This window comes from uncultured Psychroserpens sp., assembly GCF_947503375.1.
Lineage (GTDB): Bacteria > Bacteroidota > Bacteroidia > Flavobacteriales > Flavobacteriaceae > Psychroserpens.
In genome coordinates this window covers 95,249-109,463 of the sequence record NZ_CANNDQ010000003.1, presented here as the reverse complement: position 1 = coordinate 109,463, position 14,215 = coordinate 95,249, and the positions used below count along the sequence as shown (strand labels likewise).

The 14,215-nt window shown below is 33.3% G+C and carries 10 protein-coding genes; 3 read left to right on the top strand and 7 right to left on the bottom strand.

Going from position 1 to position 14,215, the window contains the following annotated elements:
* Nucleotides 1–4: 4 nt before the first annotated feature.
* The 7 genes from ileS to panC all read right to left on the bottom strand — a co-directional run bounded on the left by ileS (nucleotide 5) and on the right by panC (nucleotide 9,766).
* Complete coding sequence (gene ileS, locus Q0876_RS06530; protein ID WP_299225345.1) at nucleotides 5–3,403, bottom strand: isoleucine--tRNA ligase; 3,399 nt, start codon at nucleotides 3,401–3,403, stop codon at nucleotides 5–7.
* A 224-nt stretch (nucleotides 3,404–3,627) separates the two neighbouring features.
* Entirely contained in the window at nucleotides 3,628–4,986 is a 1,359-nt protein-coding gene (gene radA, locus Q0876_RS06525) for a DNA repair protein RadA (RefSeq protein WP_299225343.1), read from the bottom strand.
* A gap of 173 nt (nucleotides 4,987–5,159) precedes the next feature.
* Nucleotides 5,160–6,335 (bottom strand): alpha/beta hydrolase-fold protein, encoded by a 1,176-nt coding sequence (locus Q0876_RS06520; protein ID WP_299225341.1) that lies wholly within the window; start codon nucleotides 6,333–6,335, stop codon nucleotides 5,160–5,162.
* 85 nt (nucleotides 6,336–6,420) lie between these two features.
* Nucleotides 6,421–7,557: an alpha/beta hydrolase-fold protein gene (locus tag Q0876_RS06515; protein ID WP_299225339.1), complete on the bottom strand. Its 1,137-nt coding sequence runs from the start codon at nucleotides 7,555–7,557 to the stop codon at nucleotides 6,421–6,423.
* A 35-nt stretch (nucleotides 7,558–7,592) separates the two neighbouring features.
* Complete coding sequence (locus Q0876_RS06510) at nucleotides 7,593–8,546, bottom strand: lysylphosphatidylglycerol synthase transmembrane domain-containing protein (RefSeq protein ID WP_299225337.1); 954 nt, start codon at nucleotides 8,544–8,546, stop codon at nucleotides 7,593–7,595.
* A gap of 4 nt (nucleotides 8,547–8,550) precedes the next feature.
* Nucleotides 8,551–8,901, bottom strand: a complete 351-nt coding sequence (gene panD / locus Q0876_RS06505) for an aspartate 1-decarboxylase (protein WP_008270229.1) — start codon at nucleotides 8,899–8,901, stop codon at nucleotides 8,551–8,553.
* Between the two features lie 13 nt (nucleotides 8,902–8,914).
* The gene (gene panC, locus Q0876_RS06500; RefSeq protein WP_299225334.1) at nucleotides 8,915–9,766 is read right to left on the bottom strand and encodes a pantoate--beta-alanine ligase; all 852 of its coding nucleotides are present in this window, start codon (nucleotides 9,764–9,766) and stop codon (nucleotides 8,915–8,917) included.
* 110 nt (nucleotides 9,767–9,876) lie between these two features.
* Between panC and Q0876_RS06495 the strand changes: the two genes are divergently transcribed.
* Genes Q0876_RS06495 through glmS form a run of 3 tightly spaced genes read left to right on the top strand, consistent with a single transcriptional unit; the run spans nucleotide 9,877 to nucleotide 14,194 of the window.
* Nucleotides 9,877–10,686 (top strand): glycogen/starch synthase, encoded by an 810-nt coding sequence (locus Q0876_RS06495; RefSeq protein WP_299225332.1) that lies wholly within the window; start codon nucleotides 9,877–9,879, stop codon nucleotides 10,684–10,686.
* A 16-nt stretch (nucleotides 10,687–10,702) separates the two neighbouring features.
* Complete coding sequence (locus Q0876_RS06490; RefSeq protein ID WP_299225330.1) at nucleotides 10,703–12,340, top strand: DUF4270 domain-containing protein; 1,638 nt, start codon at nucleotides 10,703–10,705, stop codon at nucleotides 12,338–12,340.
* Nucleotides 12,341–12,346: 6 nt separating this feature from the next.
* Nucleotides 12,347–14,194 (top strand): glutamine--fructose-6-phosphate transaminase (isomerizing), encoded by a 1,848-nt coding sequence (gene glmS, locus Q0876_RS06485; protein WP_299225328.1) that lies wholly within the window; start codon nucleotides 12,347–12,349, stop codon nucleotides 14,192–14,194.
* The last annotated feature ends 21 nt before the right edge of the window (nucleotides 14,195–14,215 follow it).

Below are 14,215 nucleotides of genomic sequence, written 5' to 3'. Positions count from 1 at the left end.
AATTTTAGATTTTTTTAATAAACAATTTGGTATTTACATCATCGAAGGCAATTTCTATACCATTATTTAGATTGTCTAAAACTTCAAGTTCATCTGTTAATGTCTCTGTTTTTATGTACTCTAAATTTTTGTTTATTGCGTTAATAATTTGTTCATCTCTTTGAAACTGTACTGCAATTCTATCTGTTAGTTCAAAACCAGAATCTTTACGTAAATTTTGGATTCTATTTACCAATTCACGTGCAATACCTTCTTTCTTTAAGTCATCTGTTAAAGTTACATCTAAAGCAACTGTTAAACCAGCTGAACTTGCCACAAGCCATCCTTCGATATCTTGTGATGTAATTTCAACATCAGACCGTTCTAAAGTAATACTTTTTCCATTAATTTCAACGTCTAAATTTCCATTTTGCTCGATTTTTTTAATATCATCTGCCGTAAAATTGTTAACTGCTTGTGCTACAGCTTTCATGTCTTGTCCAAAACGAGGTCCTAAAACTTTAAAATTAGGTTTAATTTGCTTTACTAATATGCCTGAAGCGTCTTCTAATACCTCTACATGTTTAACATTAACTTCTGACTTAATCAGATCTGAAACTGCTAGAATTTCAGATTTTTGCGTTTCATTATCAATTGGAACCATTATTTTTTGCAATGGTTGACGTACTTTTATTTTTTCTTTAGCTCTTAACGATAATACTAAAGAAGAAATTGTTTGGGCACTTTCCATTTTACGCTCTAAACTCTTGTCTACATATGATTGCTCAAACATTGGAAAATCTGCTAAATGCACACTTTCAAACTTTTCTTTTTGAGTTACCGAATTTAAGTCTGTATAAAGTCTATCCATAAAGAAAGGTGCAATTGGTGCGCCTAATTTTGCTATGGTAATCATACAAGTATACAACGTTTGGTAAGCAGAAATTTTATCAGATTGATAATCTCCTTTCCAGAAACGTCTTCTACTTAAACGTACGTACCAATTGCTCAAATAGTCTTGAGTGAAATCTGAAATAACTCTTGCGGCTTTTGTTGGCTCATAATCTGCATAATATGCATCTACCTTTTGAATTAAAGTATGTAATTCTGATAAAATCCAACGGTCAATTTCTGGTCTATCTGCTAGCGAAATATCTGTTTCAGAATATGTGAATTCATCTAAATTGGTATACAAGGTAAAAAATGAATAGGTGTTGTATAACGTTCCAAAGAACTTACGTTTCACCTCTTCTATTCCTGCCGAATCAAACTTAAGATTATCCCAAGGATTCGCATTCATAATCATGTACCAACGTGTGGCATCTGCACCATGTTTTGATAAGGTATCGAAAGGATCTACTGCATTACCTAAACGTTTGGACATCTTTTGACCATTCTTATCTAATACCAACCCGTTTGATACTACATTTTTATACGCTACTGAGTCAAATACCATAGTTCCAATAGCATGAAGTGTATAAAACCACCCACGCGTTTGATCTACACCTTCAGCAATAAAATCAGCTGGGAAAGCTTGTCCTTTATCAATAAACATTTTGTTTTCAAAAGGATAATGCCATTGAGCATAAGGCATAGAACCTGAATCAAACCATACATCAATGAGATCGCTTTCGCGCTTCATAGGTTGCCCACTTTGAGAAACTAAAATAATTTCATCAACAATATTTTTATGAAGGTCAATTTTAGCATAGTTATCATCAGACATATTTCCAACTTCAAAACTCTGGAAGATATCAGCTTTCATAACGCCTACCTCAACTGCTCTCTGCATTTCGGTTTTTAATTCTTCAACTGAACCAATACAAATTTCTTCTTTACCATCTTCTGTGCGCCAGATAGGCAAAGGAATTCCCCAATATCGAGATCGTGATAAATTCCAATCGTTTGCGTTAGCTAACCAGTTACCAAAACGACCTGTTCCAGTAGATTTTGGTTTCCAGTTTATGGTTGTGTTTAGCTCATGCATTCGATCCTTAACATCGGTTACTTTAATAAACCAAGAATCTAATGGGTAATAAAGAATTGGTTTATCTGTACGCCAACAATTTGGATAACTGTGTTTGTATTTTTCAACCTTGAACGCTTTATTCTCTTCTTTTAATTTAATTGCTAGTTCGACATCTACTGAACGTTCGGGTGCCTCACCATCTGCATAGTATTCATTTTTCACATATTTGCCAGCATACGCTCCCATTTCTGGTCGAAAACGACCTTGTAAATCTACTAATGGCACTAAATTGCCATATTCATCTTTCACTAACATTGGAGGGACTTCGGGTTGTGCTTGTTTAGCAACTAAAGCATCGTCAGCTCCAAAAGTTGGTGCAGTATGCACAATTCCTGTTCCGTCTTCAGTAGTAACGAAATCTCCTGAGATGACTCTAAAGGCATTTTCAGGATTGTCATTTGGCAATACATATGGCAATAACTGTTCGTAAGTAATCCCAACTAGATCGTTCCCTTTAAACTCTTTAACTACGTAATACGGGATTTTTTTATCACCAGAATTATAAGCTAGTAGGTCTGATTTTTCTTCAACAAGATTGTACTTTCCTGAGAATTGATAGTTAACTAATTTCTTAGCTAAAATCACATTCATAGGTTGAAATGTATACTGATTGTAGGTTTCTACAAGAACATAGTCAATGTTTGGTCCAACGGTTAAAGCTGTATTGCTAGGTAAAGTCCAAGGTGTGGTTGTCCAAGCTAAAAAATGAATATCACCTTCATCTTTTAGAAAGTCAGGTAACGATTTGGCATTGGCTTTAAATTGTGCCACAACAGTAGTATCTGTTACATCTTGATATGTACCAGGTTGGTTGAGCTCATGAGAACTTAAACCTGTTCCTGCTTTAGGTGAGTAAGGTTGGATAGTGTAACCTTTGTAAAGCAAATTTTTACTGTAAATTTGTTTTAACAACCACCATACACTTTCCATATATTTTGGATCATAGGTAATGTAAGGATCATCCATATTTACCCAATATCCCATTTTTTGTGTCAAATCATTCCACACATCAGTATAACGCATAACCGCTTTACGACAAGCTGCATTATAATCTTCTACAGAAATGGTTTTCCCAATATCTTCTTTAGTAATTCCTAATTCTTTTTCTACACCAAGTTCTATGGGTAGACCATGTGTATCCCAACCTGCTTTTCGTTTTACTTGAAAACCTTTCATGGTTTTATATCGCGGAAAAATATCTTTAATAGCACGTGCTAAAACGTGGTGAACACCTGGTAATCCATTTGCAGATGGAGGTCCTTCAAAGAACACAAATGGTTCTTTCCCTTCGCGTGTAGAGATGCTTTTTTCGAAGATGTCGTTTTCTTGCCAATAATTGAGGATCTCCTCAGCTACTTTAGGTAAGTCAAGTCCTTTATATTCAGGAAATTTCATCTGATAGTTTCTATTTTATTTTCATGGACAGATGCAAACTTTAATAATGGATTCATTGTAATTTACAACTATCTATAAATCAAAGTTTTCGCACTCATGATATCATTAGTATAATCGAGTCGCGAAATTAAGGAATTTTGGGAAATTTCAATGCGTTAAAATAAAAAAGGAACCTAGAAAAGTGTCTACTCAAATTATTGTGGAGCCAATCACGTCTTTAATGATTAAGTAAGAAATTCAACTAGATCTTCAATTTTAGACATAAGTTGAACTTTTATGTTGGTGTTTTTCAGAGTGATTTTATTGTACTTAGATACAAATATGGTTGAGAATCCTAATTTTTCAGCCTCTAAAATGCGTTGTTCTACACGTTGTACAGGGCGAATTTCTCCAGACAATCCAACCTCAGCTGCAAAACAAACATCTTTTGGTAAAGACTCGTCTTCGTTTGATGATAGAATTGAAGCTACAACGGCCAGATCTATAGCAGGATCATCAACTGTTATACCTCCAGTGATATTTAGAAACACATCTTTAGCTCCTAATCTAAAACCTGCTCGTTTTTCTAAAACTGCTAAAAGCATGTTTAATCGTTTGGCATTAAAGCCTGTTGCGCTTCGTTGCGGTGTCCCATAAACAGCAGTGCTCACTAGTGCCTGAACCTCAATCATTAAAGGTCGCATTCCTTCTAAAGTGGCAGCTATTGCATTACCTGATAAGTCTTCGTCTTTTTGAGATATTAAGATTTCTGAAGGATTAGAAACTTCTCTCAACCCAGAGCCTTGCATTTCGTATATGCCTAACTCGTTAGTGGACCCAAATCGGTTTTTATTAGCTCTTAAAATTCTAAACACATGGTTGCGTTCGCCTTCAAATTGCAAAACAGTATCAACCATATGCTCTAAAATTTTTGGTCCTGCAATATGACCATCTTTAGTGATATGCCCAATTAAAACAACAGGTGTCGCCGTTTCTTTTGCAAATTTGATTAACTCAGTAGTACATTCCTTGATTTGTGAAATACTTCCTGAAGAGGATTCGATATAATCGCTATGTAATGTTTGAATTGAATCTATCACCACAATATCTGGTTGAAGCGCTTCAATTTGTTTAAAGATATGCTGTGTTTTAGTTTCTGTAAGTATGTAACAATTGTTGGTGTTTGGGTTAATACGTTCAGCTCGCATTTTAATTTGCTTCTGGCTTTCTTCACCTGAAACATATAAAGTCTTATATGGTAAACTCAAAGAGATTTGAAGCAAAAGTGTGCTTTTTCCAATTCCAGGTTCACCGCCTAATAATGTTAGAGAACCAGGCACCAAGCCTCCACCCAATACTCTATTAAATTCTTGATCTGAGGTGTCTAACCTCGCGTCTTCTGAAGTGTCAATTTCATTGATTTTTAATGGCTTTGAAACACGCTTAGATATACTAGAAGATGTTTTCCAATCACTCTTTTCAGGTTTTTGAATGACTTCTTCGGTAATGGTGTTCCATTCTTTACAAGATGTACATTGACCTTGCCATTTTGAATATTGTGATCCACAGTTTTGACAAAAAAAAGTGGTTTTTAATTTAGCCATGGCGCTTTTTTAGTGCAGCTAAATTAAGATATTTTTAGTTGATATCTTTAAACCAAGTGATCACAGCTAAAATTTTTAGTAATGCTAGTTTAGGTTGGTTACCTGAAAAAATAAAAGCTTTCATTTTTAAGTACAACCATTCAAAAAAATAATCGGTTGAGTATATGCTAAATCTAGTTTTCTTCATCGTCTTCATCTTCAATTTCTTCAACAGCCAATTTAAGGTCTTCGAGTTTAGATTTAATAAATTCTTTATCAATGAAAGAGGTTTCATCCAATAACAATGCAGACTCGTAATATTTAGTTGCTTTTTTGTTCTTCCCTATTTTTTCTGCATGTAATGCTAAGTAATACGTACCTAAAGACGAGTTTGGGTCTTGTTTATTGGCTAGCTTCCCTATTTTTTGAAGCGATTCCATATCATTACGCTCTTCAGCTATGGCTACAATCTTTGCAAATTCATCTTCAGTAATTGGTTTACTTATTCCAAAATAATCTTCAATACGTTTATACCTGTCAACTATATATTTATCCAAAGTTCCATCATAAGTTCTTACCTTTTCATTGATTTCTTTTTCATCTAAAGGTTTAAACATTTCAAAAATCTTATCTAATGCTTTAGAAATCGCTCCTGTAACTAAAGTATAATGAGTATCTCCTTTAAGTTCATCATAATAGAATGTAAGCTTTTGAGTATCTAATAGTTTCAGATCTTCGTTCATTTGCCTAATATTATTGCGCAAACCTTTAATATCTCTATCGCTTGTAGCCAAGTAATAAAACACTTCATTTTTTAAGTACCCTAAGCGAGTGGCTAGGTTAGTTGCCATCATTCCTTTATAGTCTGGACTTAAATTGATATACGCTTGAAATACTGGTTCATCTGTAAATAAATACGAATTAATAAAATTGCCCATTAAATTGTGCCCTACAGCTACTCTAAATAGACTTGTGTTGTAATTATTATCTATGTAAGGTAATAACTCATTTTGAACAAAATCATAGAAGCGCTTACCAGACTCAAAAGGCATCCCTGTTAATTCATCGTAATAGCTATCGTAGAATCGTTCTTCACCTTGAACAATACCAACAATTATAGACTGAGGCATCTCTTTAAAATAAGTTTGAAAATGGACTTGTCCAGATACGGGTTCAAAAAGATAATCGCCATCAAATACAATAATCACTGGATGCTTCAATGTAGATTCTGGATCGTAATTTTCAGGAAGCTGAATTTTTATATCTCGCGTTGTATTTAGAGCTCGTGATGGTAGTTCCTTATAAATGGTTTGTGAAAATAGTGATGTACAACAAAGTACTACACAAAGAAAAAGTAGGTTGATTTTCATTGTTAAAGGGATTTGGGACGTTAAATATAACAATAAGAACGATAAAACACTTATTTATTCGATGAAATACATGATTTTATTAAAATTACTCTTGTAACTCATAAATTTTATCGAGTAGCATGTCTTTATTAATGTTATCAGATTCGTTTAACATTAAGCCAGATTGATAGCTATGTAGCGCCTTTTTCAAATTGCCATCCATTTCATAATACATTCCTGAATAGTAAGCACTTATCATTGAATCTGGATATTCTTTTCTAGCTAATTTTGAAAGTTCTTTCAAAGATTCAATATCATTTTTTTTATTTGCAGCAGCAGCAATGGCTCTTATATCGTTCTCAACTACTTTTTTCTTGAAACCATAAAATAACTCTATATCTTCATATTTCTTCATAAGGTATTCGTAAGGGCTACCTTCATAAGTTAATATGTTTTCTTTGTATTCTTTCTTACTAATGGGCTTATAAAATGAAAATATATCGTTCAGTGCCTTGGGAATACCTAGTCCTACTAATGAGTAATGATTGGCATCATCGAAGTTATTAAACTTGTAATGAAATTTAGGATTTTCAACTGCTTGCAGCATTTTATCCAAAGCCAGAATATCGGTTTTTAAACGCTTTACATCATCATCTGCAGTAGCTAAATAATAGAAGATATCTGAATCTAATAATGGAACTCTCTGCTCTAACAATCTAGTCATTTCTGGTGCTAATTCTGGACTTAACAATACATAAGCTCTGAATAATGGTTTATCTTTAAACAAGTAATAATTGATAAAATTAGCGCTTATATCATGACCAATGACAATTCTAAAATCTGAGACCATATAATTACTTTCAATGTAAGGAATAAGTTCCATACCAATGAATTCAAAGAAATTAGCACTTTCATCTACTGGAAAATTAGTGTCATCTCCATAGTAAAAATCGTCTTCTCTTGTTGTACTTTGGTTGATCCCAACCACAATACAATTTGGAATATCTTCCCAATAAGACTGATAATCTGTATTACCCACTACAGGCTCAAAAAGATAATCTCCATCTAATACTATAACTAAAGGATATAAGGCTTCCTCTTCTGCATCATAGTTTCTAGGCAATTGAATTTTAATCTCTCTGGAAACTCCCAGTTTTTCAGATTCAAAAGGTTCATAAATGACTTGTGCTACTACAGAAAATGGTAATGTTACAAGAATCAAGAATAGTGTAATGTTCTTCATTAGTTAGAGAATTTATATAAATGCAAGGTAAAAAATTATTCTTTCCTATTATAAATAGGTAAATAAATAAGAGATAGTCCACCTAGTACAATAATCATGAATGTTTGAGAAGACCACATGATCCAACCAAATGCGATACTCGGTTCTTTAGCAACGGCAAATATTGAAAAGGCTGCATAAACTGCAACAGGATATGAACCTATACCTCCATTTGTTGCCGCTATACTAAAACTAGCTGATATAAAACCAATCAAGATTGCAGCTAGAGGTAAGTTGGATGTTTCTGGTACAGCTAGTGAAGTGATATAAAACATTAAAACATACATTATCCAAATAAAAATCGTGTGAAATATAAAGGCCCATTTATGCTTCATTTTAAAAATACTCATAATCCCTTCTATAAGTCCATTAATAAACGTCCTTATTTTAATGGCTAATTTAGATGTACTTCGCTTAATGAATACAAAAAACAAAGCTATGAGTATGATCATAAGTAATGTGCCAAAAATAATCTTCTTAGGCTCAAACCGTTCAGCAAAAAATTGATATATAAAATCAAACTCTAAAAACAATGTGATGATTATAATACAGAGCATTACCAGCATATCTGCAATACGTTCAGCTACAATAGTACCAAAACCCTTTTCGAATGGGACACCTTCATAATTAGTTAAGATCGTTGCTCTTGTAATCTCTCCAGCTCTAGGAATGGTATAGTTTACTAAATACGTAGCAAATACAGCCATAATACTATTAGGAAGCCTTAGAGTATAACCCATTGGCTCAATCATGAATTTCCATCGATAGGCTCTTGATAAATGACTTAATAAACCAAAAAACAAACCTAAACTTATATAAAAATAGTTAGCGTTTTTGAAATAGGTAATTAACTCAGAGATTGAAATTTTAGACAGTGAATACCAAACCAATGCCACTCCTAATAATAGTGGCAATGTTATTTTTAGGATTTTAGCAGTCTTTTTGTCCAAAAGTCTATTTTAATAAATTAGTTGCTTCATCAGGAAATACCAATGAAGGTTTAAAAACTTTAGCGTCTTCTATATCCATAAACGCATAAGTGATTAAAATAAGTGTATCGCCAACAGCTACTTTACGAGCGGCTGCACCATTTAACGTTATTTCTCCACTATTTCGAGGTCCAGGAATACAATAGGTTTCTAATCGTTCTCCATTGTCATTATTAACAATTTGAACTTTTTCACCTTGTATGATGTTGGCTGCTTCCATTAAGTCTTCATCAATAGTGATACTACCAATGTAATTAAGGTCTGCGCCAGTAACTTTTACTCTGTGAATTTTAGATTTTACTACTTGAATTTGCATGAGGCAAAGATAATTAATTTAGAGCGATATTATCTATAAGTCTAATATCATCTGCGTATACAGCTATAAAAGCTCTGTATTTATTTTTATTAGATTTTCTTTTTACAGCTTTAAGGGTTTTAACATCTGCTATGATAAAATATTCTAAGGTTAATAAATCATGCTTAGCAAATTGGGTTTCAACCCATTCTGTAACTTTCTTAGCACTTTTTGTGCCAAACTTTTCCTTGGCAGTATTCAAAGTTTTATAAACGAAAGGAGCTGCTAATCTGTATTTAGGTTTTAATCTCACATTTCTAGAACTCATGGCCAAGCCATCTTTTTCTCTATGAATTGCACAGCCAATTATGTCTACTGGTATACGATGTTTTTCTATCAATTTCTTAACGATCATTAATTGCTGAAAATCCTTTTCTCCAAAGTATGCTTTATCAGGTCTAATAATTTCAAACAAACGTTTTACTATAGTACCTACACCGTCAAAATGTCCAACCCTAAACCTACCTTCCATTTCATGTTCTAAACCATCATATGTAAAATGAGTAGAAGCAATATTAGACCCGTAAATATCATCTACAGTTGGTGCGTAAATAACAATTCTATCTTTAGAGATTTCTTCCAATAAAGCGGCATCAGTATCTAAAGTTCTAGGATATTTTTCAAGATCATCTTGATTGTCAAACTGTGTAGGGTTTACAAAAATACTAACCACAACAAAGTCATTGTCTTGTAAACCTTTAGCAACCAGCGAAACATGTCCTTGATGCAATGCGCCCATTGTTGGTACAAAGCCAATTGTTTTCTTCTCAGATTTCAATGAATCCATATGAGCAATTAAGTCGGTTTTGTTTTTAAAAATATTCATACCATAACAAAAGTTTAACAGCGTGCAAACTTAATATTTTACTAGCAATCTGCATAAATTTTTGTAATTTTGCATGTTTTTTATTTTTAATTTCAAAAACGAACAGATTTATGAAAGATAAGAGGATATTGTATGTGTCATCTGAAGTTGTGCCATATTTGCCTGAAACAGAAATTTCTTCAATGTCATTTGAAGCTCCTAAAATGGTAAACAAACAAGGAGGACAGATACGAATATTTATGCCTCGTTATGGGAATATAAATGAGCGAAGACATCAACTGCATGAAGTAATTAGACTTTCAGGTATTAATTTGGTTATCAACGATCTAGATATGCCTTTGATTATAAAAGTGGCATCGATCCCAAAGGAAAGAATTCAAGTATATTTCATTGATAATGAAGAGTATTTTAAGAGAAAAGCTACGCTTACAGATGAAGATGGAAAACTCTTTAGTGATAATGACGAACGCGCTATATTTTTTGCTAAAGGTGTCATAGAAACAGTAAAAAAATTAAACTGGTCTCCAGATATTATACATATAAATGGATGGCTTGCAGCATTATTACCTTTATACCTTAAAGAGTTCTATAAGAACGAACCTTTATTTACTGAAAGTAAAATAGTTACTTCTGTATACAATCAAAGCTTCGAAGGCACGTTAGATAAAAACATGATCAATAAAGTAAAATTTGATAATGTTGACGAGGAAAGTATCAAACTTTTAGAAACACCTAATTATAACAACTTAATGAAAGTTGCTATTAACCATTCTGATGCTCTAATCAAAGGCTCTAGTGAATTACCTAAAGAGCTTGAAGATCATTTAGATTCATGTGAAAAACCGGTGTTGGATTATTTCCCAATAGAAGAATTTGCCGATCCTTACACTGAGTTTTACAACACTAAAGTACTTAACTAGTAGATATATCTATTAAATGAAAAAATATAATATTGCCCTAAACAAAGTAGCTATATTAGCATTAATTGTAAGTCTTTTTATAGCTTGTGATAAAGATTTTGCAACTATTGAATCTGATATTGTAAACAGTGATAACGCAACACATTTTGATGCCTTGTCTAGAGATTATGATGTAATTGCTTACAGTAAAGCATTGCCTCCAGTACAAACAAATGGTCTTCCTGTAAATTTATTAGGCATCTACAATGATCCTGTTTATGGTAAAACAACAGCCAATCTAGTGACTCAATTACGTCCATTGACGTTTGATCCTATTTTTGGAAGCGGATCAGGCGTTGTGCTAGACTCAGTTGTGATTACAGTTCCTTATTTTAGTAGAGCTACTGAAGTTCAAGGTAATGGTGTGACCATATTTGAATTAGACTCTGTTTTTGGAGCTACTGATATAAAATTATCCTTATTCGAGAGTAATTACTTTTTAAGAGACTTTGATCCAAATTCTGAAATTGATGATCCTCAAGTCTATTATTCAAATCAATCAAATGGTCCATCAAGCATTAGTGATGCATTACTAGAAGGCACTTTACTATATGAAGATGAGACGTTTTTTCCAGATGCAAGACAAATCAGATTAAAAAATGCTGATGATCAATTTACTGGAAGTCAAACTCCAGGATTGAGAATCGTACTTGGTGATGATCCTGACGAAACTGATGAATTAGCCTATTGGACTTCAAAGATTTTAGATAAAGAAGGGGAGCCCGAATTAAGTAATCAAAATAATTTTAACGATTACTTCAGAGGGATTTATTTCAAAGCAGAAAGTATGACTGATGATGGTAATTTGACCATATTCAATATTCTAAACACAAATGCTAACATCACATTATTTTACACTTCAGATCCAGTTAATGAAGGTGATGATCGATTAGAATCATCTTATGTTATAAATTTTGCTGGCAACAGAGTTAACTTCCTTGACAATGATTTCATATATACTAATGGAGATGAAAACTTAGGCGATGAAAAATTATTTTTAAAAGGAGGTGAAGGCTCAATGGCTGTTATTAAATTATTTGAAGGAGATGATGTTGACAATGATCAAACTACAGACAATTCGTTTGAACTCTTCAAGAAAGAATTTGTAGAAACAGATGATGAAGGCAATTTTGTAAAAAGCAAAAAACTCATCAATGAAGCTAATCTAGTGTTTTTTGTAGACCAAACAATGGTCAATGGAGAAGAACCTGAACGTATTATCATTTACGATATGAAAAACGATAGACCTATTGTTGATTTCTTTGTTGATTTAGCAAATAATAACACTCCTGTTAACTCAAGAATAGGTCATTTAGGAAGATTGCAAAGAGATGACAACAACAATGGTGTGAGATACAAAATCAGACTTACTGAACATGTGAGTAATTTACTTATTAGAGACTCTACTAATGTTGAGTTAGGGCTAGCAGTAACAGGAAATGTAAACCTTGAAGACAATACATTGCAGTATGATGTATTTTCTAGTGATGATGATGAAAAAGTTCCAGTTAGTTCAATAATCACACCAAGAGGAACAGTTCTTTACGGAAATAATGTCTTAGACGAAGAAAAAAAATTATATTTAGAAATCTTTTTTACAGAACCAGATAATTAAACTCATATGTGCGGAATTGTAGGATACATTGGTCATCGCGAAGCTTATCCAATTATTTTAAAAGGCCTTAAGCGCCTAGAATATAGAGGCTATGACAGTGCTGGTATAGCTTTATTTGACGGTAGTGATATCAAACTATCTAAGACCAAAGGAAAAGTAGACGATCTACAAACCCGTCTTGAAAAAGAGATTTCAACCAATGGGAATTTAGGTATTGGGCATACGCGATGGGCTACACATGGTGTACCAAATGATATCAATTCTCACCCACATTATTCAAACTCAGGAAATCTTGTTATTATACATAATGGTATCATTGAAAATTATGAGTCCTTAAAAAAAGAGCTTATAAAAAGAGGATATACATTTAAATCTGATACAGATACAGAGGTTCTTGTCAACCTTATTGAGGATGTTAAGAAAAATGAGAACATAAAGCTTGGAAAAGCAGTTCAAATAGCATTAAATCAAGTTGTAGGGGCATACGCCATAGCTGTATTTGATAAGAACAAACCTAATGAGATTGTCGTTGCAAGATTAGGAAGCCCTTTAGCTATTGGAATAGGTGAAGACGAGTTCTTTATAGCAAGTGACGCTTCTCCTTTTATAGAATACACTAAAAATGCCATTTATCTGGAAGATGAAGAAATGGCTATAGTTAGAAGAGATAAAGGTGTTAAAATTCGAAAAATAAAAGATGACTCTTTAGTAGATCCTTACGTACAAGAACTTCAACTTAACCTAGAACAAATTGAAAAGGGAGGTTATGATCACTTTATGCTCAAAGAAATTTATGAGCAACCTAGTGCTATACTTGACACTTTCAGAGGTCGTATGCTGCCTAAAGAGGCTATTATCAAAATGGCAGGCATTGAAGACAATATGAAAACTTTCCTTAATGCCAACAGAATTGTGATTGTTGCTTGTGGTACTTCTTGGCATGCTGGCTTAGTTTCTGAGTATATTTTTGAAGACCTTGCAAGAATACCAGTAGAAGTAGAATATGCCTCTGAATTCAGATACAGAAACCCTGTAATTACAGATAAAGACGTTGTTATAGCTATTTCACAGTCTGGTGAAACGGCTGATACGTTAGCTGCTATAAAATTAGCCAAATCTAAAGGTGCTTTTGTGTTTGGTGTTTGTAACGTTGTTGGCTCCTCTATAGCCAGAGAAACGCATGCTGGTGCCTACACACATGCAGGCCCAGAAATTGGTGTTGCCTCAACAAAAGCCTTCACGACGCAAATCACTGTTTTAACTTTAATTGCCTTACGCTTGGCTAGAGCTAAAGGAACCATTTCAAGCTCAGAGTTTAGACACCACATGATTGAATTAGAGCTGATTCCTGAAAAAGTAAAAAAAGCCTTAGAGTCTGATGAATATGTAAGATCAATTGCAGAAATATATAAAGATGTTAGTAACTTTCTATATTTAGGACGAGGTTATAATTTCCCTGTTGCTTTAGAGGGTGCTTTAAAACTTAAAGAAATATCATACATCCATGCCGAAGGATATCCTGCAGCAGAAATGAAACACGGCCCGATTGCCTTAATTGATGAGAATATGCCAATCGTTGTCATTGCAACTAAAAAAGGGCATTATGACAAGGTAGTTAGTAATATTCAGGAAATTAAATCACGTAAAGGTAAAATTATTGGTATTGTTACTGAAGGCGACAAGACTGTCAAAGAATTAGCAGACCATGTTATTGAAGTTCCTGAAACTATAGAATCATTAACACCTTTATTAACAACCATTCCACTTCAACTTTTGTCGTACCATATTGCATTAATGTTAGGTAAAAACGTTGACCAACCTCGTAATCTTGCCAAAGCAGTAACTGTAGAATAGTTTTCACTTTCATAAAAGGAT

Coding starts and splice junctions, on each gene's coding strand:
- Q0876_RS06520 (WP_299225341.1), bottom strand. CDS start 6,335: ATGAAAATCAACCTACTTTTTCTTTGTGTAGTACTTTGTTGTACATCA.
- Q0876_RS06490 (WP_299225330.1), top strand. CDS start 10,703: ATGAAAAAATATAATATTGCCCTAAACAAAGTAGCTATATTAGCATTA.
- Q0876_RS06515 (WP_299225339.1), bottom strand. CDS start 7,557: ATGAAGAACATTACACTATTCTTGATTCTTGTAACATTACCATTTTCT.
- Q0876_RS06495 (WP_299225332.1), top strand. CDS start 9,877: ATGAAAGATAAGAGGATATTGTATGTGTCATCTGAAGTTGTGCCATAT.
- panD (WP_008270229.1), bottom strand. CDS start 8,901: ATGCAAATTCAAGTAGTAAAATCTAAAATTCACAGAGTAAAAGTTACT.
- ileS (WP_299225345.1), bottom strand. CDS start 3,403: ATGAAATTTCCTGAATATAAAGGACTTGACTTACCTAAAGTAGCTGAG.
- panC (WP_299225334.1), bottom strand. CDS start 9,766: ATGAATATTTTTAAAAACAAAACCGACTTAATTGCTCATATGGATTCA.
- radA (WP_299225343.1), bottom strand. CDS start 4,986: ATGGCTAAATTAAAAACCACTTTTTTTTGTCAAAACTGTGGATCACAA.
- glmS (WP_299225328.1), top strand. CDS start 12,347: ATGTGCGGAATTGTAGGATACATTGGTCATCGCGAAGCTTATCCAATT.